The sequence below is a fragment of the Gordonia sp. CPCC 205333 genome (assembly GCF_048537885.1).
In the GTDB taxonomy this organism is placed as follows: Bacteria; Actinomycetota; Actinomycetes; order Mycobacteriales; family Mycobacteriaceae; genus Gordonia.
Genome location: NZ_JBCLVI010000003.1, coordinates 888,085 through 915,061 on the forward strand (window position 1 = coordinate 888,085; position 26,977 = coordinate 915,061).

Annotated in this window: 26 protein-coding genes; 9 read left to right on the forward strand and 17 right to left on the reverse strand. The window is 61.8% G+C overall.

The window, feature by feature from the left end:
* Nucleotides 1–61: 61 nt before the first annotated feature.
* From AAFP29_RS14225 to secA2, 8 genes are all read right to left on the reverse strand, one after another.
* Nucleotides 62–595 carry a glycine cleavage system protein R gene (locus AAFP29_RS14225; RefSeq protein WP_419218000.1) on the reverse strand — a complete coding sequence of 178 codons (534 nt, stop codon included), beginning with the start codon at nt 593–595 and terminating at the stop codon, nt 62–64.
* Between the two features lie 280 nt (nt 596–875).
* Nucleotides 876–1,490 (reverse strand): MerR family transcriptional regulator, encoded by a 615-nt coding sequence (locus AAFP29_RS14230; protein ID WP_419218001.1) that lies wholly within the window; start codon nt 1,488–1,490, stop codon nt 876–878.
* A gap of 338 nt (nt 1,491–1,828) precedes the next feature.
* The gene (locus tag AAFP29_RS14235) at nt 1,829–2,350 is read right to left on the reverse strand and encodes a bifunctional nuclease family protein (protein ID WP_419218002.1); all 522 of its coding nucleotides are present in this window, start codon (nt 2,348–2,350) and stop codon (nt 1,829–1,831) included.
* An 83-nt stretch (nt 2,351–2,433) separates the two neighbouring features.
* A complete protein-coding gene (locus AAFP29_RS14240; protein WP_419218003.1) occupies nt 2,434–3,114 on the reverse strand; it encodes a MerR family transcriptional regulator in 681 nt (226 codons plus the stop codon).
* A 45-nt stretch (nt 3,115–3,159) separates the two neighbouring features.
* Nucleotides 3,160–3,612: a glycogen accumulation regulator GarA gene (gene garA / locus AAFP29_RS14245; RefSeq protein WP_040525471.1), complete on the reverse strand. Its 453-nt coding sequence runs from the start codon at nt 3,610–3,612 to the stop codon at nt 3,160–3,162.
* Nucleotides 3,613–3,873: 261 nt separating this feature from the next.
* Nucleotides 3,874–4,272: a glycine cleavage system protein GcvH gene (gene gcvH / locus AAFP29_RS14250; RefSeq protein WP_419218112.1), complete on the reverse strand. Its 399-nt coding sequence runs from the start codon at nt 4,270–4,272 to the stop codon at nt 3,874–3,876.
* A 47-nt stretch (nt 4,273–4,319) separates the two neighbouring features.
* Nucleotides 4,320–4,904, reverse strand: a complete 585-nt coding sequence (locus AAFP29_RS14255) for a CDP-alcohol phosphatidyltransferase family protein (protein ID WP_419218113.1) — start codon at nt 4,902–4,904, stop codon at nt 4,320–4,322.
* A 46-nt stretch (nt 4,905–4,950) separates the two neighbouring features.
* On the reverse strand, nt 4,951–7,467 hold the full coding sequence (gene secA2, locus AAFP29_RS14260) for an accessory Sec system translocase SecA2 (protein ID WP_419218004.1): 2,517 nt from the start codon (nt 7,465–7,467) through the stop codon (nt 4,951–4,953).
* Nucleotides 7,468–7,711: 244 nt separating this feature from the next.
* Between secA2 and AAFP29_RS14265 the strand changes: the two genes are divergently transcribed.
* A complete protein-coding gene (locus AAFP29_RS14265) occupies nt 7,712–9,277 on the forward strand; it encodes a hypothetical protein (RefSeq protein ID WP_419218005.1) in 1,566 nt (521 codons plus the stop codon).
* Between the two features lie 70 nt (nt 9,278–9,347).
* Here the strand turns inward: AAFP29_RS14265 and AAFP29_RS14270 are convergent, their stop codons facing one another.
* A complete protein-coding gene (locus tag AAFP29_RS14270; protein WP_419218006.1) occupies nt 9,348–10,517 on the reverse strand; it encodes a hypothetical protein in 1,170 nt (389 codons plus the stop codon).
* 116 nt (nt 10,518–10,633) lie between these two features.
* Here AAFP29_RS14270 and AAFP29_RS14275 point away from each other — a divergent pair, with 116 nt between their 5' ends.
* The 5 genes from AAFP29_RS14275 to AAFP29_RS14295 all read left to right on the forward strand — a co-directional run bounded on the left by AAFP29_RS14275 (nt 10,634) and on the right by AAFP29_RS14295 (nt 15,689).
* Nucleotides 10,634–11,473: an META domain-containing protein gene (locus AAFP29_RS14275; protein WP_419218007.1), complete on the forward strand. Its 840-nt coding sequence runs from the start codon at nt 10,634–10,636 to the stop codon at nt 11,471–11,473.
* Nucleotides 11,474–11,476: 3 nt separating this feature from the next.
* Nucleotides 11,477–12,337 carry a polyphosphate kinase 2 gene (gene ppk2 / locus AAFP29_RS14280; protein WP_419218008.1) on the forward strand — a complete coding sequence of 287 codons (861 nt, stop codon included), beginning with the start codon at nt 11,477–11,479 and terminating at the stop codon, nt 12,335–12,337.
* Between the two features lie 29 nt (nt 12,338–12,366).
* Complete coding sequence (locus AAFP29_RS14285) at nt 12,367–13,623, forward strand: polysaccharide pyruvyl transferase family protein (protein WP_419218009.1); 1,257 nt, start codon at nt 12,367–12,369, stop codon at nt 13,621–13,623.
* A gap of 141 nt (nt 13,624–13,764) precedes the next feature.
* Nucleotides 13,765–14,517: an ABC transporter permease gene (locus tag AAFP29_RS14290; RefSeq protein WP_419218010.1), complete on the forward strand. Its 753-nt coding sequence runs from the start codon at nt 13,765–13,767 to the stop codon at nt 14,515–14,517.
* Complete coding sequence (locus AAFP29_RS14295) at nt 14,514–15,689, forward strand: alkaline phosphatase family protein (protein ID WP_419218011.1); 1,176 nt, start codon at nt 14,514–14,516, stop codon at nt 15,687–15,689. The genes AAFP29_RS14290 and AAFP29_RS14295 overlap by 4 nt, the downstream gene beginning before the upstream one ends.
* A gap of 5 nt (nt 15,690–15,694) precedes the next feature.
* Here the strand turns inward: AAFP29_RS14295 and AAFP29_RS14300 are convergent, their stop codons facing one another.
* Nucleotides 15,695–16,306: a flavin reductase family protein gene (locus tag AAFP29_RS14300; RefSeq protein WP_419218012.1), complete on the reverse strand. Its 612-nt coding sequence runs from the start codon at nt 16,304–16,306 to the stop codon at nt 15,695–15,697.
* A 214-nt stretch (nt 16,307–16,520) separates the two neighbouring features.
* On the opposite strand from AAFP29_RS14300, the gene AAFP29_RS14305 reads away from it, so the two are divergent.
* Nucleotides 16,521–17,555 (forward strand): NAD-dependent epimerase/dehydratase family protein, encoded by a 1,035-nt coding sequence (locus AAFP29_RS14305; protein WP_419218013.1) that lies wholly within the window; start codon nt 16,521–16,523, stop codon nt 17,553–17,555.
* A gap of 21 nt (nt 17,556–17,576) precedes the next feature.
* Here the strand turns inward: AAFP29_RS14305 and AAFP29_RS14310 are convergent, their stop codons facing one another.
* From AAFP29_RS14310 to allB, 7 genes are all read right to left on the reverse strand, one after another.
* On the reverse strand, nt 17,577–19,967 hold the full coding sequence (locus tag AAFP29_RS14310) for a Tex family protein (protein WP_419218014.1): 2,391 nt from the start codon (nt 19,965–19,967) through the stop codon (nt 17,577–17,579).
* Between the two features lie 133 nt (nt 19,968–20,100).
* Nucleotides 20,101–20,916: a shikimate 5-dehydrogenase gene (locus AAFP29_RS14315; RefSeq protein ID WP_419218015.1), complete on the reverse strand. Its 816-nt coding sequence runs from the start codon at nt 20,914–20,916 to the stop codon at nt 20,101–20,103.
* A 34-nt stretch (nt 20,917–20,950) separates the two neighbouring features.
* Nucleotides 20,951–21,529, reverse strand: coding sequence for a mismatch-specific DNA-glycosylase (locus AAFP29_RS14320; protein WP_419218016.1), 579 nt, complete (start codon nt 21,527–21,529; stop codon nt 20,951–20,953).
* Nucleotides 21,530–21,534: 5 nt separating this feature from the next.
* The gene (locus AAFP29_RS14325) at nt 21,535–21,888 is read right to left on the reverse strand and encodes a VOC family protein (RefSeq protein WP_419218017.1); all 354 of its coding nucleotides are present in this window, start codon (nt 21,886–21,888) and stop codon (nt 21,535–21,537) included.
* 10 nt (nt 21,889–21,898) lie between these two features.
* Nucleotides 21,899–22,396, reverse strand: a complete 498-nt coding sequence (locus tag AAFP29_RS14330) for a hypothetical protein (RefSeq protein WP_419218018.1) — start codon at nt 22,394–22,396, stop codon at nt 21,899–21,901.
* Between the two features lie 54 nt (nt 22,397–22,450).
* Nucleotides 22,451–22,972 carry a M15 family metallopeptidase gene (locus tag AAFP29_RS14335; RefSeq protein WP_419218019.1) on the reverse strand — a complete coding sequence of 174 codons (522 nt, stop codon included), beginning with the start codon at nt 22,970–22,972 and terminating at the stop codon, nt 22,451–22,453.
* Between the two features lie 61 nt (nt 22,973–23,033).
* Nucleotides 23,034–24,395, reverse strand: coding sequence for an allantoinase AllB (allB, locus tag AAFP29_RS14340; RefSeq protein WP_419218114.1), 1,362 nt, complete (start codon nt 24,393–24,395; stop codon nt 23,034–23,036).
* Between the two features lie 323 nt (nt 24,396–24,718).
* Between allB and AAFP29_RS14345 the strand changes: the two genes are divergently transcribed.
* A complete protein-coding gene (locus AAFP29_RS14345) occupies nt 24,719–26,212 on the forward strand; it encodes an NCS1 family nucleobase:cation symporter-1 (RefSeq protein WP_419218115.1) in 1,494 nt (497 codons plus the stop codon).
* Nucleotides 26,213–26,218: 6 nt separating this feature from the next.
* The gene (locus AAFP29_RS14350) at nt 26,219–26,941 is read left to right on the forward strand and encodes an aspartate/glutamate racemase family protein (protein WP_419218020.1); all 723 of its coding nucleotides are present in this window, start codon (nt 26,219–26,221) and stop codon (nt 26,939–26,941) included.
* Nucleotides 26,942–26,977 lie beyond the last annotated feature (36 nt).

Consider the following 26,977-nt stretch of genomic DNA (forward strand, 5'->3'; position numbering starts at 1 on the left):
CCACCTGGGCGTACCTCACCTACCCGGGCGTCGGATGTGTCACACGACGCTGCCAACGGGCTCAGTCAACCGCAACGGTGGTGGCGTCGATGTCGAGGTCGACCAGCAGCTCGGCCGCCAGGTGCTCCAATTGGGCACGGACATCGGACAATTCGACGCCTGGCGGGATCCGCACGTCGAAGTCCGCCTCGAACAGGAGACCACCGGCCATCGGCGCTTCGCGTGTCCCAGTCGTCATATTCTCGATGGTTGCGCCGGTTGTACTCAGCGCGGTCGAGATCTCCTGCACGATCCCCGACCTGTCGTTGCCCAACAATCCGATATGCAATGCAGTCCAGTCGTCGCCGGAAACAATGTCTCCGCCACCGTCGTGCACGACGACGTCGAGCAGACCATCGAGTTTCGTGACTGAAGAGATGAGGTCGTCGGCATCGGCCGCAGCCACCGTCACTACGACAATGCCGGCGAATTTCCCCGCCAGTTGCGCGAGCTGGCTCCTGTCCCAACTTCCGCCATTAGAAGCGATCGCATCCGCGAGAGCGGAAACCAGGCCGGGACGGTCGTCGCCGATGACGGACAGAACGAGATTTCGCATGAGTCAAGGGTATCGGGTAGGTCCGACAGTGCGGATCGCATTGAACCGAATCAGCGATGACCGTATGAGAGGTCGCGAAAGTTGCTGCGTTGCAAGGCTATTGGTTGAGTTTCGAGGTCGGGTCGCGGCGTCTCGATACACCGAAGCTCGCAAGCTCGCGTCGGCACTCGACGATCGAAGGGGCGACCGAACCAGAATCAGCATCTCCGGCGCTCGACGATCGAAAGGAGTACCGAACCAGACTCGACACGCTGGTACCCGATAATCGCCGGGCGGGCTGCTAACCCGTCTTGCGCGTCCGACTCTTACGGCGAGCGGCCAATTCGTCTTCCGGCGCGGTTTCGCTGACGCCGCCATCGGCGCGCTCGCCCGGGAAATCGGCGATAGTGCCGGACAGTTCACGCATAGCACCGCTCACCGCGATGCCGAATACACCCTGACCACCTTGTAAAAGGTCAACGACCTCTTCGGCCGATGTGCACTCGTAGACGGTGGTGCCATCGGAGAACAGAGTGATCCGCGCGAGGTCTTCGACACCACGCTTGCGGAGGTGATCGACGGCGACGCGGATGTTCTGCAACGAGATACCGGTGTCGAGAAGGCGTTTGACGATCTTCAGGACGAGGATGTCTTTAAACGAGTAGAGCCGCTGGCTGCCGGAACCGGCCGCGCCACGGATTGACGGCACCACCAGCGAGGTACGCGCCCAGTAGTCGAGCTGTCGGTAGGTGATGCCAGCGATTTGGCATGCGCTCGGCACGCGGTACCCGACGAGTTCGTCAGGCACGATGTCATTCGGGAACAGTCCCGGCGCGATGTCGTCGAGGGTGGCTTGTTGCCCACCCGCACCCACCTCGGTACGGTTGTCGCCGTTGTCGATCGGCTGGTCGCCCACTCCACACTCCTCGCAGCACTCGGATGGCCTCAAACTGCGTTAGGCGGCGCGCGACGTTCGGCGCCGACCTTCACGGTACCCGTGTCAGCCATTCTTTCCTATCGCCAGCCAGATCTGGCGGTGATAGGTAGACCGTATGCGGGCAGACAAACTACTTCAACGCGACGCGCTGGAGGTTAAACCTAAAGTTGAGATGTAGGGTTACCGTGATGCGGTAGTGGCCGTACCGTGACCTATTCCCCGGCCTAAAGTCATCTGGACCTCCGCCGACCACGCACGGAGTAACTATTCCCCGGCCTTGAAGTCATCTGGACCTTCGCCGACCACGCACGGACTAACTATTCCCCGGCCTTGAAGTCATCGGGCGAAACACTGTCGAGGAATTCCTTGAATCGCTCGACTTCGTCTTCGGAAAGTTCGCCGTCGGCGGCGGTGGCCGAGCCATCGGCCACACCATCGGCGTCCTCGTCGGGAATGATGAGCCCCGCCTCCACCAGGACATCCTCATCGGCGACGATCGGCACGCCCGCCCGCAGGGCGACCGCGATCGCGTCGGAGGGCCGGGCCGAAACCGTTAGTTCGTCGTCGAACACCATCTCGGCGTAGAACGTGCCTTCTTGCATGTCGACAATGCGCACCTTGACCAGTTCGCGGCCGAGCGCCTTGACCAGATTGACAATCAAATCGTGCGTCAATGGACGCGGGGGTTCAATCCCCTTCTGCCGCAACGCGATCGATGCCGCTTCGCTCTGGCCGATCCAAATCGCGAGATAGCGCTCGCCATCCACCTCACGCAACAGGAGAACTGGCTGACTTTGCGGTGGCTCGACACGAATGCCGACGACTTTCATCTCGCCCATGATTCCACCTTCCTCGCGGGATTCGACTCGCTCCGCTCGCCTAACAGCGGTCGGGATGACTCCCCGACCAACAGTGAAGTGGCTCAGTCCAGAATATCGCGGACCGCGGCTTTCACCAGTTGAGTGTGCAGCGTTACCGACAGCGCCGCGATTTCCCGCACCAACTCTTCGGCGCGGTCGCGAGCGCCGGTGCCCCGGCCCTTGGCTATCGGACTGGCAATCTGGCCAACCAGGCCGGCTTCGCGATCAGCGGAGACCTTGAACGCGCGCAAGTGCCGAGTCTCCAGGCCATAACTCGCCAATGATCCGGCTGCCTCGACCAAACGGACGGCGTCCTCGTCGAAGAATCCGCCGGGCCCGGCAGTCAGGAGACCATTTCGCATCAATTCGGTGATGAATGCGCTATCCACACCGGTGCGTTCGATTAGGTCGTCACGCGATACCCGCGAACCTCGAGTACCGAAATCAGTTGCGGGCGCAACCGCTCCGCGCGCACTCGACAGGAGGGTCGGTGCGCCCGACGTTGACGAACCGGCGTCCATCTCATCGAGCTGTTCCTTGATCACCTTCAACGGAAGGTACCGATCACGTTGTGCGGTCAGCACGAAACGCAGACGCTGGTAGTCAGAGTCCGAGAACCGCCGATAACCCGACGGTGCCCGTTCCGGCGTTACCAGTCCTTCAGATTCAAGGAATCGAATCTTGGAAATGGTGACATCTGGGAAATCATCACGCAGCCGACCGAGGACGGAGCCAATAGACATGACTCCGCCGCCGCGCTGCCCGGCCGACGCTGCCGTCACGGGTTTTTAGGCGCTCTCGCCGTCGCGCGGACCGCTCAGGAAGACGAGACGGAACTTACCGATCTGTACTTCGTCACCGTTGCTCAGCGCCGCGGTGTCGACCGGCTCGCGATTGACATAGGTTCCGTTCAGGCTGCCGACGTCGACAACCTGAAAGTCGTTGTCGCCGAGTCGGAACTCCGCATGGCGGCGACTCACGGTCACATCGTCGAGGAAGATATCGCTGTCTGGGTGGCGGCCCGCGGACGTGGTCGCCTGGTCGAGCAGAAAACGCGAACCCGCATTGGGGCCCCGCTTGACCACCAGCAGCGCTGTGCCCGGTGCGAGTCGCTCGACGCCCGTATCAGTGGGTTCACTCGCGGCCGCCGGGGCACCATCAACCTCATTGATGAAGTCCTCACGGAATACCGAAGTTGTCTCCACCGGTGCTTCGTAGCCGTTGTCGCTCTCGCTCACCACGTCTCCTGTCGTCGTCGGTTCTATCGTCATCGTTTTATTCACTATCCGCGTGGGCATCCCGGTCGGGACGCACCTGCGGGCGGCGGACGCGGGCGAGGGGGTTTCAGACCCTGCCGTGTCGGCGCCGATTGTGTTCCTAAGCCTTATCTGATTCACCTAGACCGTATCGCGGCCGATTCGTCCAGCCGTCGAGTGAGGATGCGGTGATCAGATTAAGCATAGTCGTGCGGCGGGCGGAGCGGCGATTCCGCGCCAACACCGCTATCCCTCGGTCAGCGCGCGGTATCCGGCCGAATCAAGCATTTGTGACAGCTCCGCGTCGATGTCACCCGATACTCGGATGACCGCGAGCCAGCCCTGTCCGTAAGGATCGGAGTTGACGAGGTCGGGCGATGCGTCGAGTGCGTCGTTCACCTCGGCGATGGTGCCGGTCAGTGGGCCGAAGATATCGGACACACTCTTGGTGGATTCCACCTCGGCGAACGATTCGCCAGGGGCCACTTCGTCATCGACGCCGGGAAGTTGGACGAAAACGACGTCGCCGAGTTGCTCAGCGGCATACGCGGTGATCCCGACCCGTACGGTGTCGGCGTCGATCTTCTCCACCCATTCGTGTTCAGCGGTATAGCGGAGGGAATCGGGCACATTGCTCACGAGTATTGAACCTTCCTGTAGGTCGCAGATGATTGTGTCAACTTTTGCCGGGACTACACAGGCGAACTGCCCGCCCGTGGCATCTTCGTTACCACCGACACAGTCTGAATCCAGTAGAGGACGAAGGACCAAAGATACAGGCCCACTCCCCACACCATGAACGCCCACCCGATCGGATAGCAGATATCGCCGAAAACTGAATCCAATTGTCCGGCAAGAATCCACGGGAACGCGCTCATCAACGCGAACGTCGCCGCTTTGCCGATGTAGAGCACTGGCAGGGCGACGAGCCCGCGAGATTTGAGCAGCGGCGCCGTGGCGAATAGCAAGACGTCGCGGCCGACAATCACGCCGATGAGCCACCACGGCACAAAATCCCGGATACCGAAACAAAGCGGAATGACGATGATGTAGAGCCGGTCAGCCGCCGGGTCGAGTAAGGCACCGAGTTTCGAGGACTGATCGAGCAGACGTGCGAGCTTACCGTCCAACCAGTCGGTGAAACCTGACACCATCAAGATCGCGAATGCCCAACCATCGGCCTTCGCAACCAGCAGCACGTAGATAAATACCGGGATGAGGATCAGCCGCCCGACGCTCAGTGCGTTGGGCACCGTCCAGATCTGGTCTTTGGTTATCGAGCCTTCGACGGTCGCGGCGTCGGGCGGCTGCGCGCGGGAACTGTCAGCGGAAGACACCGATGATCCCCTGCAGGGTCTTGGCACCGCCGGAGGAGAACAAATTGTCGTGAACCATATACGTCCAGGTTGTGGTGGACCGATGCAGATCGGCGGTGCCGAGATCGACTCCGTCCTTGGTGATCGTCGCTTCCCGGAATGTCTCGCGCGCGTTGGCAACCGCCTCGTCGGGGAGCCTGTTGAACTCGTCAACGATCAGCCGGTGGAATTCGTCGAGCGGGCTCTGCTTACCGATTGCCCGCAAGTGAATGCTGGCACGAACGTCTGCGACGAAGGCCAGGTGGTCGGCCCACGCCCGGTCGAGATGGAACAACACGATCTCGCGGGCCGCGACGGCAAGGACGTCCTCATCGACCGGTTCGGCGGCGGTGAAGGTTTCAGCATCTGGGTCAGCAGCAGTCTCGGCGTCGACCGCTGGCTCGATCGATGTCGACTCCTCGGCGTCGTCGGCGGCGGCGGAGTCCGCTCCCGCCGATTCGGTTGCGGCGCCGGCCTTCTCGGTAGCCACCTGCTCCGCAACGTCGTCCGAGTCATTCTTATCGGCCTCGTCAACCTTGCCGTCGGCTGGCAGCGCTTCGCCGCGCAACAGTGCGTAACGAGCGGGTTCGGCCTTCTTGAGCTCATCGATGGCGGCATCGGTGGTGAGCACTTCCATCCGGCGGGACACCACGATGTCACGCTGCTGATTGACCAGTTGGTTGTAGCGCCACGTATTGGCATGCAACTCCAACATGACGCCCTCAGCGACGCGCTGAGCCTGCTCAATGAGTTCGATACCTTTCGAACCCATCGAGCCGTCCTCTTCTTGTGAGACCGGATCACGTTTGAACGCAAGGTTTTTGGTGACCACGGGATCTTCGAGGCTGGAGAAGAAGACCGAGACTCCGGGGTCGCCCTGGCGTCCGGCCCGGCCACGCAACTGACTGTCCAGTCGTTCAGTGTCGTGGCGACCGGTACCTACAACGCACAGTCCACCGAGTTCGACGATCTCCTCGCGGGCCTTCTCGTCGTCCTCCGAACCGCCGAGGCGAATGTCAGTACCCCGGCCTGCCATCTGAGTGGACACCGTGACCGCGTCCTTCTTGCCTGCCTCAGCGATGATCGATGCCTCTTGAGCGTCGTTCTTGGCGTTGAGAACGACGCTGGTGACACCGGCCTTGTCCAGGAAGTAGGCAAGCTCTTCGGATTCGGCGACGTCGTGCGTGCCGATCAGGATGGGTTGTCCGGTCTCGTGGACTTCGGCGACATAAGAAACGATCGCCTCGACCTTATTGGCCTTGGAGTCGTATACGCGGTCGGGCTCGTCGACGCGGATGTTGGTCGTATTCGGCGGAATCTGCGATACCGCCAGTTTGTAGAACTGGCGGAACTGCTCACCCGCGGCCAACGCGGTACCGGTCATTCCACAAACCTTGGGGTAGCGACCGATCAGAGCCTGCACTGTCATCGTGTCGATGACCTCGCCCGAATCAGTTTGCGCCAGTCCCTCTTTCAGCTCTACCGCGGCCTGTACGCCGTCGGGCCAGCGCTGAAGTTGGGCGACTCGACCACGCGACGCGTTGATCAGATGAACGCCGCCGTCACGGACGATGTAGTGCACATCTCGCTCGAGCAGATAGTGCGCGTGCAGCGCGACGTTGACATGCACGAGCGTGGTGCCGACGTGCTGCTCGCTATAGAGGTTCACTCCACCAAGCTCAGCTTCGACGAATTCCGCACCTTCGTCGGTAAGTGTCACATTGCGACCATCGGAGTCAACGTCGTAGTGCTTCTTCTTCAGGCTCGCGACGACCGTGTGGATCGCCTGGTCCGGAACGTCTCCTTCGGTAGAGCCGGCCAACACTAGCGGAACCAATGCCTCGTCGACGAGGACCGAGTCGGCCTCATCGATGATTGCGACGTCGGGTTTCGGGGACACCAGGTCATCCTCGGTCTGCGCGAGTTGATCGCGTAGGACATCGAAGCCGATTTCGTTGACCGAGGCGTAGGTGACGTCGGCGGCGTACGCGGCCTTACGCTCCTCGCGGGTCGACTTCTCCTCGATGAATTGGGCATCGATCCCGAATAAGTCGAATAGCGGCTTCATCCACCGCGCGTCGCGAGTGGCGAGATAGTCATTCACCGAAATGACGTGCACTCGATGTCCGCTGAGTACGTGGCCGATAGCGGCGATCGCGCCAGCGAGCGTCTTACCCTCACCGGTCGCCATTTCGACGATGTCACCCTCGAGTAGGCGTAGCGCGCCCTGCAACTGCACGTCGAAGGCCCGCATATCAAGGGCACGGTCGGAAGCTTCGCGCGCCAAGGCCAGGAACTTCGCCCTATCGCCCAGTTCCGCACCGATGTCCAGCTTCTCCGCTTCAGTGACGACTTCCGCGTCGTCGAGCTTGGCAGCCCACTTGTCATGCGCAGCCGAATCTTTGATCAGGCTGACTGACTTGGACTGATTGCGGGTCGTTTGCGACCCCAGCAATCGCCACATGCTGTTGGAAAGCTTTCCCACCGGCTACCTTCTCCTCTTCACCTGCGCGTCCCTGTCGCGGGACGGGCGCGTCGCGCACGTAATGTCGGTATTCGACGCTGCGGCCACCGGAACGTTACCGGTGTCGGCGCACCTGACGGGTTCCACGGTACTTGCCCGTCTGGGCGGGCGAGGAGTCAACATAGAGTTCGGGTGTGTCGACGCGGCAGCAATCCAATAGCGCACCCAGCGGCCGCGCCGTGTGTCGATGCCCGGAGGTGCTGTGATGGCGATGTTCCCCCGCTTCTCCACGCGACGTCGTGTGACGATCCGGCTAGTGGTCGCCGCCATCGCCGGCGTGATCATCGCAGTCAGTATCGGTCTGGGCGCGCACAATCCGCTCTGGGTCGCCATTCTCGGCGGATTCGGGATTGTCGCCGGCCTGGCGATCAGCCCACGACCCTCTCGACTCACCGAGATGCAGCACTGGGAACTGGCAGGCAGCGCACCCGGCACGCGTGTGCAGGTGGAGTCGGTTACTCGCAGTGCAATCAATGCGACCAGTGTGCAGCCGACGTCGGTGACCGCCACCATCACACCAACCGGCGATGTGTCGTACTGGACGACGTGGATCACCGCGATGAACAAATCGTTTGCCGAGTCCCTACTGAGTACGGGTAACGCGAAAATTCTGCCGGTATCGGTGCCGCCCCGCCCTGCCCGCCGACGACGGGCCAAGCCGCCGCAATTCGGCGACTACCCCGGCGCATGGGCAGTCATCTACCCGGCGGTGACGCTCGTGGTGTGCGCGGTCGTGCTCTTCGGCGTGCCGGCAACCGCGTGGCACGTCACTGTGTCATTGCCGTCGGTGTCATCTGGTTCGGATTCACTAGACGATACGTCGCGGACTGCGGCGGACCGAAACCTCAACAGTCGACTGAGAGCACTTGTCGACGAGATACGGACCATCGCGCCGACGACGGTTCGGACCGCGTTAAACATTCGGCTGGGTGAGACTGGGTCGGACTACGCCGATTTCTACGATCCAGACACCGGTCAGCAGATCTCGCTCTACCGGCAATCCGACGGCGAGTTCAGCGAGCCCACTCGTCGCGCTACCCAATCCCGCGACGACGACACCTTCGATCCCGCTCAGTTTCTGAACACCGACCTCGCCGCGGTCGTCACAACGACGCAAGACGCGCTGGCGCGTGCCGGCAAGCCGACGACAGTTGACGACATCGCGATCACGAAGCCCTACGACTACGAGAAGCCTTTGATATCAATATCTTTCGAGGATTCAGATATCGACGACATGGAGGCCGACGCCGACGGTAAGGTCGCCGAATATTTCGAGCCAGCCGACTTCGCGACGTCGTTCCGCATCGCTCGCGACGCTCTGATCGCCCAGCGATTGCCACTGAGTATGAAGATTTTCGACCGCTTCGAGATCCGTGGCACCGCACCGTCGACGCCGATCATGTTCGCCGGCGCTATCCAGAACAGCGGCGGCGTACTGATCGATTTCACCACAACTACCCGGTGGGGCGACGTCGCCCTTCGTCCCGGTCAGTTCCCACGAGTGAGCAATCATTTGGCTGCCAGACAATTGCCGACCGGCGGATTCTCGTTCGACCAACTCAATTCAACAGTGTTCGACTCGATCCGAGCGCAGGCCATGGCACGCGGAAACGTGAAATCCTTCGACCGGAACGCTATCGATATCGAGGCAACGAATTCTTCGTCATCCGACGCGGACCCGCCATTCATTCGGGTGAAGATGTCGAAAGCTGAGGCGGCCAGCGGCAGGTATTCGATGGCCGGCATTTTCCTGTTGGCGGGTTACTACTGACGTTGCCGGTCACCGCATCGGGCGATCGACGAATCCTGTTGAGGCAGTGGAACGTTCCAGAGACCTACTACTACTTCAATGCACGGCGCGCGCTCGCCTCCAGTTGTGCGACGGCACCGGCCGGCAGGTGAATTGCCCCCTTGTCCCGTAGGTCGACGACAATGCGATGCGCGCGCTGATAGTAGGTGGCCTCCTCCTCGCCGGTCGCGCTGCCGCGGGCATGATTGACCAGTTTGAGAGCGGTGTCGAGGCCGTCACGTTCGTCCACTCCCAGATACTCTGTACCCACTTTGCGTCCGTTCGCCTCGCACGCGATCCAGGCGCGTGACAACTTCCTGACCGACTGTTGGTAATCGTCAGCGACGTCACGCTCCTCCGGAAAGGTCTCGGTGCGCAGGGCCTGCGCGTCGCTGAGCGCGTCGTGGAAGTCTTGCACTGGTTCGAGGGTGACGTCGGTGACCGCCGGATAGCGCAACATTTGGTCCGGCTGTAATTCATACGCTCCGTAGGCACGCAGAATCTCGTCGTGTCGACCTATCGCTGATTCCCAAAGACGTTGCGCGGCTTCGTCACTGCTGGCATTGGCGATTCGCGGGGCATCATAGCCCGAGTCGCTCGCCGCAGCCGAAGGTTCGCGGCTGAGATCAACTCGTGGAGTTGCCGACGTCGTCCGGGAGGTATTCGGAGGTGATGTGTCGCGGTACACGTCCGGCGTGAACGGCTTCGCGAGATTTACCGGCGATGTGGCCGATGCGGATCGCAGTCTATCGATAAGGACGGCGGCTGCCGGATCGGTCTCGACGACGGCGATCTGCCAGATATCGGTCGGGCTGCCCGGCGTAGACCCGTCGGCGAACTCCAGCACGAGGTAATTCAAGCCCGAGACGGTGAGGTTCTGGCCGACACGGGATGTGGCTGAGGCCGGTCCTTCCGTGGTGACCGAAACCAACGTCGCCAGTGGATAGGACACCAACCGCTTACCTTCGTTCCCGAGCGTGACGGTTGCTCCATCGGCGGACAAGAGCACCGCTCCGCGCTCACCCAGCCGCCCCCAGGTCGCGATCATCAACGACGCCGCGATTGTGGCGAACACTACGATCGCCGTCGTCGATCCGTTGATGCCGACGATCTTGAGGACGACGAATCCGACGAGTCCGGCGACGAGCGCGGTCCAAGCACCACGCGCACCCCACTCATGGCGTGCGGTGAGGTACTCGGTCCGGCACGTTACGGAATCCATTCGGCCGCTCCTTCGGTGCGATTTCGACTCATCGACCCCGTGTCGACAATGCGACGCGCGTGACGTACCGCAGTGTTGCGGTCACGCCCGGCCGGAGATTAGGTAAATTATCTCCCATGCCAGCGTCTACGCGACTATCGCGCAATTTTTCGACCGCCAATAGGTCAATTCTCGCCGTCGCCGCAGCGGTGGCGGTCACGCTCATCGCGGCCCTCACCGTTGGGCCGGTCGCGACTGCCGCTCCGGCCAAGCCCGGCAAGAGCCAACTGTCGGGCCGGACGTTCATCTCGGAGACAGTCAGCGGCAACAATCCACTACCGGGCGGCGGTCCGATCACCATGGTGTTCGGCACCACCAATCAGGTGAGTGTCAATGCTGGCTGTAACCAGCTGCGTTCGACCGTCGATCTGGCAAGAGGCCGCCTGCGCGTCGCGCAACCGATGGCCTCCACGCGTAAGGCCTGCGGTGGTGCGGTCAAAGGCGCGGACGGCTGGATCACCGGCTTTCTCAAGCAAAAGCCAACCTGGCGTCTCGATGACGCCGACCTAACTTTGAATACCGGAAATGTAAGGATCCGGCTCGTCGATCGCAAAGAAGCGGCCGATCGGTCGTTGGTCGGCAGCAAGTGGAATGTGGTCGCATTGCTGACCAAGGGCACGCCGTCGACTCCCCCTGCCTTGACGAGAGCCGCGCCGACTCTGCGGTTCAACAACTTTCAGGTTTTTGGTACTACCGGCTGCAACGGATTGAGCGGTGCCGCGATTCCGGTTACGTCGATGATCGTCTTCGGGCCGGTAACGACCACCGGTCGTCCGTGCAAAGATCCCGGCAAACGCCAGGTGGAGAAGTCACTCGTCAAAGCCCTGAGCGGACTACAGAACTACGTGGTCGACGGCAAGAAACTGGCGGTCGTCAACTCCGAGGGCGTGGGTTTCATCGCACGCACCGATCGCTAACCGATGGGCTCGAAATCGAAGAACAGTCGGTCCGGCGAGGACGCTGCTAAGAAGCCGGCGAAGATCCCTAACCAGATCTACGAGGCCGAGCTTTTCCGTCTGCAAACCGAGCTGGTCAAGCTGCAGGAGTGGGTCAAGGCGACCGGCGCGCGCGTAGTCGTGGTTTTCGAAGGCCGCGATGCCGCAGGCAAGGGCGGGACGATCAAGCGGATCGCCGAATACCTCAGTCCTCGTATCGCACGGGTCGCTGCACTGCCTGCGCCCAATGACCGTGAACGCGGGCAGTGGTATTACCAGCGGTATGTCGCACATTTGCCCGCACCCGGCGAGATCGTGCTGTTCGATCGCTCTTGGTACAACCGCGCCGGGGTTGAAAAGGTGATGGGCTTCTGTACGCCTGAGGAGCACAGCTTGTTCCTGCGGCAGACACCGCAATTCGAGCAGATGTTGATAGACGATGGAATCATCCTGCGCAAATACTGGTTCTCGGTATCTGAGGAAGAACAGTTACGACGCTTCCGTTCGCGGATGAGAGATCCAGTGCGCCAATGGAAGCTGAGCCCGATGGACCTCGAGTCCATCAACCGCTGGGAGGACTACTCGCGGGCGAAAGACGAGATGATGGTGCATACAGATACCGCGCTATGCCCTTGGCATGTCGTCGAATCCGACATCAAGAAGCACGCGCGGCTGAACATGATTTCGCATCTTCTCTCGACTATCGACTTTCACCCGGTCGACCACGCACCGGTCTCGCTTCCCAAGAAACCGGTGCACAGCGGCAACTATCACCGACCGCCCAGGTCCCTGTCGAAATATGTTCCCAACCACGTGGCGACATTGATCGGCGATGTCGAACGCTGAAAGTCGGCCGCACCGGATAGCATTTGCGGGTGCAGCTAACGGAGTTTCCCGCGCGGGTACGCAACCGCCTCACTCGTGACGAAATCATCTATCTGGTCGCGCCATCGGGCAATCCCAACTTCGGCGATGAGTTAATCGCGAAAACTTGGTTGGAGTATCTGGCCCGCGTGCGACCACGCGCTCTTGTCGTACTGGACTGCCACTCCCCCGGTCAGGCGTCAATCATGTTGCGCCGCAGCCACCCTCGCGTGCTATTCGTTGACACCCTGTGGCGCTTGACGCTGTTCGCCGCGGGCACCGAGCGGCACGACATCGAGCGGCCGGATGGCCTGGATCCAGACCGAGGGTGGGAATGGGTCACGCGCGCCGCCAGTAATCTCGGCGTCGCATCCCATCTCGACGTGGGTGTTGACCTGCTGCTGCGCGCCTCGTCAATCCACCTACTCGGCGGCGGATATGTGAATAACATATGGCCGCAACACCTTTCGTTGGCGACCGCAATCGCCGCCGTCGGTGAACGGAGCGGCGCTCCGACGTACGCGACCGGGCAGGGACTGACGCCGACCATGACCGGGCCACGCGCGGACACCTTGACCGAGGCGTTGAGTCGGTTCACCGTGGTCGACGTGCGCGACTCGGCGTCGGCCGCGGCATTCGCCGGCATCGAACCCAGCCACTCCGGTGACGATGCGTGGCTATCGGTGCCGGCCAGAGGACCGGATGCGCCGCCATCGGGCGGCATTGTGCTGTGCCTTCAGTCTGACTTGACCGACGATTTCGCCGCGCGTGGCAAGACCGGGGTCGGTGCCATCGCCGCGCTGGTCACCGCATTGCTCGACGACTGGGAAGTGGCCGGCTCGCAGATCACCGTCATCGAGTGCATTCCCGGTATCGATTACACGGTGCCCAAACTCATGGGTGATCGGCTCGACGGCGCGACGGTGGTGCCATTCCTCGACGTATGGCGAGAGGGTCTACCTGTCGGCGTCGGCAATACCTGGATCAGCACCCGGTTTCATCCACACCTGCTCGCCGCCGCTGCCGGTGACAGCGGAGTCGCCATTGTTCCGCATCCTGACTATTACGCAACGAAACATCAGTCGCTTGTCGACGCCGGATCTCGGTGGAGTCTGATCACCGATCCCGGGCAGCTGCCGTCGAAACCTACCGCTGGCGGATTTCCCGAAGACGCTCGCGACGTCAATATCGAGCGCAAACGGCAGTTGGCCGAACGGATCTACCCGAACCGACTGTCGAGCAGGTTCCGAGTGCCACGCGTGCGTTAGTGTCGAGGAAAGCTCCTCCGGCGAGATGAGATGGTCATGGTCGAATCGGGATTGATCTGCGCGAACCTTACCGAGATACGAGCCGTGGCCGAACTACGTTCCGAAGGCAGTCGCGTTGTCTGACAACGATTGTCGGTGCCGATGATCCTCGACTCGACCTGGATGCGGACGGGAATCTGTCTGCTCGTGCTCGCCATGATCACGGTTGTGATTCTGCGTTCCTATCGAGTTCGGGCGCCCTGGTATCAGGTCGTCGCGCTGGCGCGCGGTGCGGCACAGTTGGTTGCGCTCAGCCTAATCCTGTCCGGCGTGCTGACCAACGGGGTGTTGGTGGGAGTCGCTCTGGCCGCGATGTTCTCAGTGGCCGTGGTGACGGCGACCCGCCGGGTGGGTTGGTCGTATCCGCACTTGCTGGTTACCGGATTGTCGATGGGAGCCGGCGCGGGCGTCGCTCTGACGACCGTATTCGCCAGCGGCGCACTGAGTTTCGAAGGTCGGTACGTGCTCGCCGCAGGTGGAATCGTGATCGGGGCGACGATGACTATCGCGACACTGACCTCACAACATTTCGTCGCGATCACCGCGGCCAGTTGGGATGAGGTCGAGGGATGGCTGTCGATCGGCGCCGATGCTCGCCAGGCTACTTCGAGGCTGGCCCGAAAGACAGTGCGGCAGGCGCTGATTCCCTCAACCGACCAGACGAAGACTACCGGCCTGGTGACACTGCCCGGCGCATTCGTCGGAGCATTATTCGGCGGTGCGTCTCCCGTTGAGGCCGGTCGATTCCAAATCATCGTGCTGGCCTCGATTATGGCTGCCAGCGCGGTCACCGCGATAACCCTGGTCCATCAATTGTCCGCCGTCGTGATGAAGCCCGTCGAGGATGCCCAATGAACTACATCGCCAATCCATTGGATTCGTTGCCGGCCGGGTCGATTGCGGACGTACTACCCACGGTAGCCGCCGGGTTTGGGCTGCCCGGTGAGTCGCGCACCGGGGTGAGCATTCCGGTCGACAGTTCCGTGGTGCTACTCCTCATCGACGGACTTGGCGCCGAGCTGCTTGCGGCACATGCGGATCTGGCACCGACTCTCACTGAATTCACGGCAACCACGCTACGTGCGGGTTTCCCCGCGACGACCGCGACAAGTCTGACGAGCCTTTCGGTCGGGGCGCCGTGCGGAGTACACGGCGTCGTCGGCTACAGCTTTGTACCCGATGCAGCAGTCGCATCGACGGCGGGCAGTCGGGTACTCAATTCGCTGCGGTGGACCCTGGATACCGCAGCCGGACCTACCGCGGCACACATTTACCCGCCCGAGTCGATTCAGTCCAATACCACTATCCTGCAAAGCCTTTCCGAGTCCGGCGTCGAGATCAACTACGTGACACCCGCTTACCAACGCGACTCCCCCTTGACGCGAGCGGTGTTTCGCGAACGCGGTGTTCATCACCCCGCATCGACGCCCGGCCAGATTCGAGACGCAGTGCGTGAGATAGTGAGCCGACTCGACGGTGTACAGCGTTTCGTTTACGCGTACTACGGCGAGTTGGATCTGCGGGGCCATATCCACGGACCTGGGTCACCAGAATGGAAGGCGACTTTGGCCGAAGTCGATGCGCTGGTAGCCGAGGTAGCAGATGGTTTGCCGTCGTCGTGCACCCTGGTGGTGACCGGCGATCACGGGATGGTGCCGGCCGGTCACGTCATTGACGTCGAGTCCACCCCTGAACTGCTCGCGGGTGTTGCCACGGTGGCCGGCGAGGCACGGGTACGGCACGTTTATGCCACCCCCGGAGCGGCCGGGGCAGTACACGACGCGTGGACCGCGACACTCGGCGACCACGCCCACGTGGTGACCCGGGGTCGGGCGATCGACGAGGGATGGTTCGGCGACCGCGTCGAAGCTGGCGTCGCGGCGCGAATCGGCGATGTCATAGCGGTAGCTCGTGGCCATACGATCTTGACGCGCGGCGTCTCCGAACCCGTCGAATCGACGATGGCTGGCCACCACGGTGCGTGGACACCCGCTGAACAGCTTGTGCCCCTGATTATTTCGCACTGATTGGGTTAGGTGCCGCCGGTGTGCATCGCTTCCTCGGCCGTGGGGCGGGTCATTGTCGAAATGGTTCCGACATCACCCCAGAACGGGCCGCCCAGACGGGATAGCGGCGCGAGAAGTTCGACATCTGGATAGCCGTCGATGAGACAGTCTTCGTCGACGCGTACCCACACCACCTCACCGAACACAACCACATCTCCCCCGGCGAATTCCATGGTGTCGAAGAGCTGACACTCGATCGACACCGGCGACTCCGCAACCGACGGGGCGTCGACCTTCACACTTGACCGTCTGGTGAGACCGGTGATGTCGAATTCACTGACTTGCGGTGGCACCGGGGCTGAGGAGATGTTGATCTGCGCCATCAATTCGCGGTTGGCCAGGCTGACGGTGAACTCACGCGTTTGTCGCACATTGCGGAGCGTGTCTTTGGTGCCGATCGACGTAAATTGGACGATCGGCGGATTGAGTGAAGAGATGGTGAAATACGAGTGCGGGGCGACATTGTCGACACCATCGACAGTGCGCGAACCAACCCAGGCGATCGGCCGGGGCAGCACAACCGCGTTGAGCAGCGAATGCATATGAACCTCGGGATCGGCTGGGTCATAGTTGCGCACGAGTGGTCTCCTTAACCGCGTTCGGGTAGGGCTTGCAGCGGTGCAGAGTCTATCGGTGCCAGAGAGCGCCCTCGGCGCGGACCGGCGATGTGCTCAGCTCTCGGCGCTCCTGCCCTCAGCCTTCCCTGGAGGAGGGCTGCGACGATCGCGTGCTACAGTTGGACTACTAGAACGTGTTCTAATTCTCGCGTTGCTCCGCGGAGGTAAGAAATAGATGAAAGTCGCTGTCACCGGTGCGGCCGGTTTCGTCGGGACAAACCTGGTCAACCAGTTGCTCGCCGACGGACATACGGTAGTAGCCATCGATCGTGTTGTGCCCGAGCCTGATTCAGCGACATCGGCGACGTGGATACAGACGGATATTTTCGATTTCGAAGCGATGACCACTGCCTTCGACGGTGTCGACACCGTGTATCACCTGGTCGCCATGATTACCCTCAAACAGCGCGACGAGTTGGCCTGGCGCGTCAATACCGAAGGTGTCGCTTCGGTGGCACGAGCGGCGCTGGCCGCCGGGGTACGACGTTTTGTGCATTGCAGTTCGATCCATTCGTTCGACCAGTACACCGACAGCGGCACGGTCGACGAGACATCAGCTCGGTCGACGGACGCGGCGCTACCGGTATACGACCGGTCTAAGTGGGCCGGGGAACAGGAATTGCGAGCCGTCGTCGCAGAAGGGCTCGACGCCGTGATCTGCAACCCGACCGGCGTATACGGCCCCGTCGATCACGGCTTATCCAGAATCAACGGAATGCTCAGTGATGCAGCGCGCGGGCGTGTGCCACTATTCGTCGACGGCACATTCGACCTGGTCGACGTTCGTGACGTGGTCCTGGGATTGATCGCGGCCGGTGAGCGCGGGGTGACCGGCGAGAATTACCTCCTCGGCGGCGCTCCCGTCAGACTATTCGACGCGATGCGACGGGCGGCAGAGCTTTGCGGGCGTCCACGGCCCCTGTTCGCCATCCCGTTGAGCGTGCTCAAGATGGTGGTCCCGTTAATCGAGCCGATCAGCCAGCTCTTCGGGTCGGACTTGGTGTCCAAGGCGTCGATCAGCGCGCTGGAGGCACATCCGGTGGTGGATATTTCCAAAGCGACCGCCGAACTCGGATACCAGCCACGTAGCTCTGAGCAGACCCTCGCCGATCTGGTTGCCTTCCTAGCGGATTCGGGTCAGATCGGATCCGCGAAGCCGAAATCAGCGCAGGCGTACGTCCCCGTCGCACCGACATCTGCGAACGCCTGAATTCGGCCCGGATAAGGCTCGCTACTTACCGAATCCGGCCTCGCGCAGCGCCTGTGCCATCGATCCCGACGGCTGACGGGTGCCACTACGATCACCGCGAGACTGGTTGTTTCCCCGGGGATTTCGGCCGCGACCACTATCGCCCCGGCTGCTATCGTTGCTGCGGCGTTGGTCTTTCGACTCCGTACGATCGCCGCTGCGGGACGGCCGTCGGTTATCGCCGCCCACTTCGTCGTTCAGGCGCAAGGAGAGTCCGATACGTTGACGATCGACGTCGACTTCCATCACCTTCACCCGAACGACCTGCCCCGACCGCACCACCGCGTGCGGATCGGAGATGAAACGATCAGCCATCGCCGACACGTGGACGAGTCCGTCCTGGTGCACCCCGACGTCGACGAACGCGCCGAATGCCGCGACGTTGGTGACGACACCCTCGAGAACCATTCCGGGTTTCAGATCCGACACCTTCTCAACCCCGGCCGCGAAGGTCGCGGTCGCGAATGCCGGACGCGGATCGCGACCGGGTTTCTCGAGTTCGGCCAAAATGTCGGTGATCGTCGGGATCCCGAAACGATCATCGGCGAAATCGCTGGGCCGCAACGATTTCAGCGTCTTGGAATCCCCGATCAGCCCGGTGATATTCGATCCGGAATGATCGAGGATACGGCGGACCACCGGATACGCCTCGGGGTGCACACCCGAGGAGTCGAGTGGATCGTCTCCGTCACGGATTCGTAAGAAGCCAGCACATTGTTCGAATGCCTTGGGCCCTAGGCGCGGGACGTTGAGGAGATCGTGGCGGCTCCGGAACGCACCCACACTGTCTCGATAGGCGACGATTGCCGACGCGAGGGTGGAGGTTACTCCAGACACCCTCGCCAGCAACGGGATTGACGCGGTATTCAAGTCGACACCGACCGAGTTCACCGCATCCTCGACGACAGCGTCGAGACTTCGAGCGAGAGTTCCCGGAGTGATGTCGTGTTGGTACTGCCCCACCCCGATCGACTTAGGATCGATCTTGACGAGTTCGGCGAGCGGATCTTGCAGGCGGCGAGCGATCGACACCGCGCCGCGCAACGAGACATCCATGTCGGGCAGCTCCCGAGAGGCGTACTCGGATGCCGAATAAACGGAGGCTCCGGCTTCACTGACCACGGCTTTAGCCGGCGTGCCGGCACCCGCCTTGGCCATCTCGGCGATGAGTTCGGTTGCTAGAGCATCTGTTTCACGCGACGCCGTCCCGTTTCCGATCGCGACGAGCTGCACCTTATGCCGGGAAACGAGTTGGGCGAGCGCCGCTTTCGACTTAGCCCACTGATTCTGCGGCTGGTGCGGATAGATCACGGAGGTGTCGAGAACTTTGCCGGTGTCATCGACCACCGCGACTTTGACTCCGGTACGAAACCCTGGGTCGAGCCCCAGGGTGGTACGGGTTCCGGCGGGTGCGGCGAGTAGCAGATCCTTGAGATTGGTTGCGAATACCGCTGCGGCCTCCTCTTCCGCGCGCTGGCGGAGTTTCATCCGGGCATCGACGGTGGCCATGATCATCAGTTTGGTTCGCCACGCCCACCGTGCGGTGTCGGTCAGCCACTTCGTCGTCGGCCCCTCGCGCGCTGCGTCGATCCCCAAAGTGGCTAAGACCAGGGCCTGATATGCCTCGTCCTCGCCCCCGTCGAAGCTGAGGGACAGTGCTTCTTCTTTCTCACCGCGCAGCACCGCCAGCACTCGGTGCGATGGCATCGTCTCCAGCGACTCCGAGTAGTCGAAGTAATCGCGGAACTTCTGTGCGACAGCCGTATTCGCAACCTGTTCGGAACGCGGAGTCGTGCGCAGCGAGGCATCGTTCCAGAACTTCTCGCGGATCGCACCGACCAACCCGGCATCCTCGGCTGCCCGCTCGATCAGGATCTGCCGCGCACCATCCAGAGCCGCGGCGGTGTCAACGACTCCGTTAGTGACGAACTCCTGAGCGCTGGCCGTCGGGTCGAGTGATGGGTCGCCCAGCAACCGATCCGCAAGCGGCTCGAGACCGGCCTCGCGAGCGATCTGCGCTTTAGTCCGACGCTTCGGCTTGTACGGCAGGTAGATATCCTCGACACGCGACTTCGTCTCAGCCGCAAGAAGATCCGATCGCAACTGATCAGTGAGCTTGCCCTGTTCCTCGATCGAGGCGATGACCGCGGCCCGTCGCTCATCGAGTTCGCGCAGATACCGTAGTCGTTCCTCGAGGAGGCGTAATTGCGCGTCGTCGAGGCCGCCGGTTGCCTCTTTGCGATACCGCGCGATGAACGGCACCGTAGAACCGTCGTCGAGAAGTTGCACGGCCGCCGCCACCTGGCGCTCCGCGACCGATAATTCGTCGGCTAGACGGGTAACGACAGACTTCGCGGGTGCGCTCGAATTCACCCGCACGACCCTACCGAACAACACCGTTTCGTCCACCAACCGGTCTGGCCGAGTGTCGAGCCGGTGTGAGTGCTGAGCGCCCGGCACTGGCCGGTCACGGTGCGATCGAGTCGAATTCGACTCTGGCGCAAGCCTAAACCGCGCGGGAGAACTCCGACGCTCGATTTACCTGGTCAGGACTGAGGGCAATTCCGGTGTATCGCTCGAATTGCCGCGCCGCCTGTAAGGCGATCACTTCGGCCCCGGTGATTGTCGGTTTGCCCGCGGCGCGGGCGGCCCGGATGAATGGTGTGTCGGCCGGAAAAGCGACCACGTCGAACGCGACCGTCGCCGCGGCCACTTGTTCGGGGGAGAATGCCAGCGCGTCTTCATCGGCCCCGGCCATTCCCAGCGGTGTGACATTGACCAAGATGGCCGGACCCGGCGCCGGCTCGGCGACGACATGTCGGTAGCCGTATTTGGCGGCCAGCGCGCCGCCGGTTTCGGCATTGCGCGCGATCACCGTCAGATCGTCGAACCCGGCGCCCCGGAATGCTGCGACGACCGCCTTAGCCATCCCACCCGAACCGCGGACGATAGCCGGCGTTGCCGGATCGAGCTGGTGCGCGGCGATCAACGCCGCGATCGCCTCGTAGTCGGTGTTCGACGCCACCAGCCGCCCGTCCTCGTTGACGATCGTATTCACCGATTCGATCGCCGCTGCGGATTCTTCGATCTCATCTACCAGCGGGATAACCGCTTCCTTGAACGGCATCGAGACCGAACATCCCCGGATACCCAACGCCCGCACACCGCCGATCGCGGCGGCGATATCTGCCGTGCTGAATGCCTTGTAGATCATGTTCACGCCGAGTTCGTCGTACAGATAGTTGTGAAAGCGGGTTCCGATATTCGATGGCCGCCCGGACAGCGAGATACAGAGCGACATGTCTTTGTTCAGAATGGGCATGACCGCAATGCTAGGGCCTCGTCACCGCGGCGGGTCAGAACAGCACTATGCCGGCCGCCCGCGCGGCACCGCCGTAGGCCGCTGCCAACGAATCAACCGTCTCATGCGCATTCAGTCCGCTGGGGTTGGGCACCACCCACACTTGCGTGTTCGCCGCGTCACCCAATCGGGCATCTTGCCGCCCGGCTTGTGCATCACGTCGGCCGAATGCGCTCCGGTAGGCCGTGATGCCCGCTATCGCAACGACATTCGGCGCAACTCGCTCGACGGTACGGACGAGTCGACGTCCGCCCTCACGAAGTTCGTCGGCACTCAAGTCCGACGCCTTGGCAGATGCCCGCTCGACGACATTCGTGATACCGATGCCGCGTGCCAGCAAGTGATCCCGATCGGCGACGCTCATCCCGCGTGACGCGTCGATCTCAATCCGGGTGATTCCGGCACGAAACAATGCGGGATAGAAGCGATTACCCGGCCGGGCGAAGTGTGCGCCAGTCGCGGCGGTCCAGAGCCCCGGATTGATGCCCACGAATAGCAGTTCGCATTGCGGACCGATCAAATCATCGACGCTACGGCCGGCGAATGACTCGAGCTGCTCGCGCGTGAACCCCATCGCTATCAGTTGTCGTGCTGCGCCACGCAGAACTGATTGCCGTCAGGATCGGCGAGTATCGTCCAGCCGAAACCGGACATCTCATGATCGGCGATATGAGTCGCGCCCGCCGCGATCAATTGCTCGATCGTCGCAGTGCGATTCGGTGCGACGAAGTCGAGGTGGATGCGGTTCTTTCCCGGTGTTGGGTCAGACGTCTTCTGGAACGCGAGTAACGGTCCCGCGTCCGTCACCTTGACGGTGACGAACCATCCATCGTTCTCCGCGAGGATCGTTCCGCCGGTCTGCTCGGCCCACCATCGTGCCAGCGGTAGTGGATCGGTGGTGTCGACGGTGATCATGGCTACCGAAAGTGTCATGGGCTCAACACTATCGGTGGTGCGAGGGCCACACGACGGTTATCGATTCGCCGATCCGTGACTCGTGCCACCGTCCGGCGAATTCGTCATACCGCGCGTAGATCGAATTCAGCAGTCGCGGGTCGATGTCGTTGTCGCGGGCCGTACCCGGCCAGGTCGGGTCATTCTCGGTCAAGCCTCGCTCGACCTCCCACAGCGGCACGGTCACGCCCGCGAGTTTCTCCGAACGAACCACATCGGCCCGGTCTTGTGCGGTGACCGCACTACGACGGGGCCGCTTACGATCCCGTGTCGTCGCCGGCCAGAACAGCCCATCATCGGATCCCGTTGCGAGCCTTCCGAATACGGCGCCGCGCAGCCCGGCTTCCAGTTCGACGAACAAATGTGCGGCATCATGCGGCACCCAGTTGTGAAAACCCGGGCCGACACGTGGCGCGAGAGCCGGCAATACCGACCGTTCGATAGTCACCTCGTAGCGCCGATCCAGCTTGGTGAATGTCACGTCCATTGGTCGAGGTTCTCGAATCTCGCCTCGGCCGTCAATCGAGTTTGTGCTCGCCGATCAGCGCGAACTCGCGTCGGGTACACGCCGAGGGCAAGGCAGTCCCGGCAGCGTCGCGTGCTCGAAATGCCACCATTCGTTGTCGAAGGTGCGGCACAACCCCCACCGCCGACCGTTGACTTGTAACCAAGCCGCACCGGCGCGCGGACCGACGTCGATCGCGGCTCCGGTGACATGGGTCGATTCGTTGGGCGGCAGCACCCAGCGCCGGGCCGCCGCCGGACTGCCATATCTCGCGATGCCGTCGCGCCACAACGCGCGTTGTTCACTCACCGAACGCTTGCCGGACGTGATCCACATTGTCACGCCTTGTCGTCGGGCCTCGTTATATGCCCGCGTGTACGCGCGGGCCAATGTCGGGGTGAGACCACCTGTGCCCACCGCGAGCCTGGTGTCGACTTGTTGGATGGGCGTCGTTGACGGATGGGCAACCGCTGATGGAGATCCGGCGATAATTCCCAGCACCGACAGTAGGAGTATCCCGAGACCGACCGCGCGGCGTCGAACTCGATGCGTGTTCACCCGTCGAGTATGCCGGTACAACGACTGTCGACGTAAAGGTCCAGGCAACTGGGACCGTTGGCTACGCCTCTCCCCTCCGTATCAACCGGCCGTGTGGAGTCGCGAAGTCGACCTTGCGTCCGCGCACCCACGTGCCCGACACCACTCCGGCCAGCGCCCGGCCGTCATATGGCGAGATCGGGTTGCGGTGATGAAGTTTCTCGACCTCGACTATCTGCCCCTCCTCGGGTGCGAAGATCGCGAAATCCGCATCACATCCGAGAGCTATTCGCCCTTTACGTGTCATCCCGGCCAGTTGTGCTGGTCTAACCGCCATCCACTCGATTACCTGCTCCAACGAGATTCCACGCTTACGCGCCTCCGTCCAGATCAATGACAACCCGAGTTGCAGTGACGCCACGCCACCCCACGCGACACCGAAGTCACCATTCTCGACATCCTTGAGATCGACTGTTGACGGCGAGTGGTCGGAGACGATGCAGTCAATAGTCCCATCGAGCAGCCCCTTCCATAACAATTCTCTGTTGGACGCTTCGCGAATCGGCGGACAGCACTTGAAAGCCGTTGCGCCATTAGGAATTTCCTCGGCCAGCAGCGTCAGATAATGCGGACACGTTTCGACCGTGAGTTTGACGCCGTCACGTCTGGCCGACGCGATCATCGGCAACGCGTCCGACGACGACAGGTGCAGAATGTGTGCGCGCACCCCGGTCCAACGCGCCCGCTCGATGACTTCGGCGATCGCAACGTTCTCCGCACCTCGCGGACGCGACGCGAGAAACCGCGCGTATTGATCGCCCTCGGCATGCGGCGCTCGATCAATGGCTCGCGAATCCTCGGCGTGCACGATCATCAGCGAATCAAAGGAGGCCAACTCGGCCATATCCTCTTCCATCTCGTCGGCGGTGAGATGGGGGAATTCGTCGACGCCGGAATGCAGAAGGAAGCATTTGAATCCGAAGACGCCGTCGTCGTGGAGCCCACGCAGGTCATCCTTGTTTCCGGGAATCGCACCACCCCAGAATCCGACGTCGATATAGGACTTCTTCTGCGCCGCGGCACGTTTGAGCGCGAGCGCCTCGACGTTGACCGTCGGCGGAATGGAGTTGAGCGGCATGTCGATCAACGTGGTTACGCCCCCTGCCGCGGCCGCGCGGGTCGCGGAGTCGAATCCCTCCCACTCGGTGCGTCCCGGTTCGTTGACGTGGACGTGAGTATCGACCAGCCCAGGAATCATTACCTGCGAATCGTCAAGTTCGATGACCTCATTCGCCCGGAGGTTATTGCCGAGAGGTTCGATGGCAACGATCCGGCCATCCCAGATACCGATCTCACGCGCGACGATACCTGCCGTCGTCAGAATCCGTTCGCCGCGGACGACGAGGTCGTATCCGGCTGTGTTGCCCATGCCTGTGTCGTCCATGCTTGTGTTGTCACCGGCTGGTCGCGCACCGTTTTGACGCCGCTCGTCACTCATCGGCTGATCACTCCTTCGTTGCCCCGAAGTGGAATCTAGTTTCCTCAATGCGAAAAATCTAGGTACCACTCGGAACCGCTGTCGATGGCGGTAACTTTCACATATTGGCTTAGAATTTCCATCATACGAGAACGCTTGACAGTTGGCCGGGTCATGGTGGTTACTTGGAATCAGCACAACGGAATCAGACTTCCACTATGCGGAATAAGTACCGGCCCTCGGGCCTGATCGATGAAAGATGGCCCATGAGCACCTCCGAGAATGCCACGATGGCCACCACGAAGGCGTCGCCTGCCGACTCCACTCCCGCGACTGCGGCCGGGCTGTCCCCCCAGCTTTACAACGAGGACCTTGCCCCGACGATGCGCGCGGGCCGTACCTGGCGTTCGTACAACATTTTCACCTTGTGGGCCAACGACGTACACAGTCTGGGCAACTACGCGTTCGCGATCGGTCTATTCGCTCTCGGCCTTGGTGGCTGGCAAATCCTTGTCGCACTCGGACTTGGCGGACTGTTTTTGTTCCTGCTGCTCAACCTCTCCGGATTCATGGGCGAGAAGACCGGCGTGCCATTCCCGGTGATGAGCCGCATTTCCTTTGGCACCCGAGGCGCACAGATCCCCGCGCTCATCCGCGGGGCGGTCGCAATCGCGTGGTTCGGCATCCAGACCTATCTGGCATCGGTTGTCTTCCGGGTGATGATCGTGGCAGTTGCCCCCAGCGCTGCCACACTGGACGACAATCGCATCCTCGGTCTATCCACTCTCGGTTGGATCGCCTTCACTATCCTGTGGGTTGTTCAGATGGTCATCGTGAGCTACGGCATGGAGACGATTCGGAAATACGAGGCCTTCGCCGGACCCATCATTCTCGTCACGATGGCCAGTCTCGCGATCTGGATGTTCATCCGAGCGGGCGGTTCGATCGCCTGGTCGACGCCGGATTCCAAAACCGGAATTGACATGTGGCTCAAGATCATCGGCGATGCCGGACTGTGGGTCGCCATCTATGGCACCTTCGTACTCAACTTCTGCGACTTCACCCGCAGCGCCACCTCGCGTCGTGCGATTGTCCGCGGCAACTTCTTCGGTATCCCGATCAACATGCTGGTTTTCGGAGCCATTGTCGTCGTGCTCGCCGGCGCGCAATTCAAGATCGACGGGCGAGTCATCGAATCCCCCGCCGACATCGTGCAAACCGTGCCCAATACCCTCCTTCTGGTTCTGTCCTGTCTGGCGCTGCTCATCTTGACCATCGCGGTCAATCTGATGGCCAATTTCGTCGCGCCGATTTACGCCCTAACCAATCTGTTCCCCACCAAGTTGAACTTCCGGCGCGCAGGCGTTGTATCCGGGGTGATCGGCCTGGTCATCCTGCCGTGGAATCTCTACAACTCTCCGACGGTGATCACGTATTTTCTCGGCGGACTCGGCGCGATACTCGGGCCCCTGTTCGGCATTATCATGGCTGACTATTGGCTGGTCAGACGCGCGCGCGTCAATGTGCCCGACTTGTACAAGGCAACACCGGATGCCGACTATCACTACTCGTCGGGAGTTAACCCCCGCGCGATCATCGCACTCATCCCCACCGCTACGGTCGCGCTGCTGCTGGCATTCGTTCCGGCGTTCGAGTCAACGTCGTCCTTCTCCTGGTTCATCGGCGCGGGCCTGGGCGCAATCATCTATCTGCTAGTTGCCGACCGCAACCGCACCTTCAGCGACGTCTCGGGAGAGCCGATCGCCGTGCCAAGCAAACACTAGGAACTCATGCGCATTCTTGTGGCAAATGTGAACACAACTGAGTCGATGACTGCGGCCATCGCCGAATCGGCGCGATCGGTGGCGTCGAAAGGAACCGAAATCATCGGTGTCACACCACGATTCGGTGCCGAATCCTGCGAAGGCAACTTCGAGTCATATCTGGCGGCCATCGCGGTGATGGACGCGATCACCTCGTACTCCGAACCATTCGACGCCGTGATCCAGGCGGGTTATGGCGAGCACGGCCGCGAAGGCCTCCAAGAACTACTCGCGGTCCCAGTCGTCGACATCACCGAGGCCGCAGCGTCGACCGCGATGTATCTCGGCCACAAGTACTCGGTGGTGACCACCCTCGATCGAACCGTGCCGTTGATTGAGGACCGGCTCAAACTCGCCGGACTCGACGCGCGCTGTGCGTCTGTGCGAGCCTCGGGGATGAGCGTGCTCGAATTGGAGTCCGATCCCGAGCGCGCGGTCGCGGCGATCGTCGCCCAGTCGCGTGAAGCGGTCGAGAACGACCGCGCCGAGGTGATCTGCCTGGGCTGTGGGGGCATGGCCGAATTGGAAGAATCGGTCGCAACGGCGACCGGCGTTCCAATAGTCGACGGTGTGCGCGCCGCGGTAACCATCGCCGAAGGCCTGGTAAGAATGCGTCTGACAACGTCGAAGATCCGCACCTACGCCACCCCGCGGCCCAAAAAGATCACCGGCTGGCCGCTCAACAGCTAAGAATGCAAGCCAGCTGCACACACACCTAACAAAGTC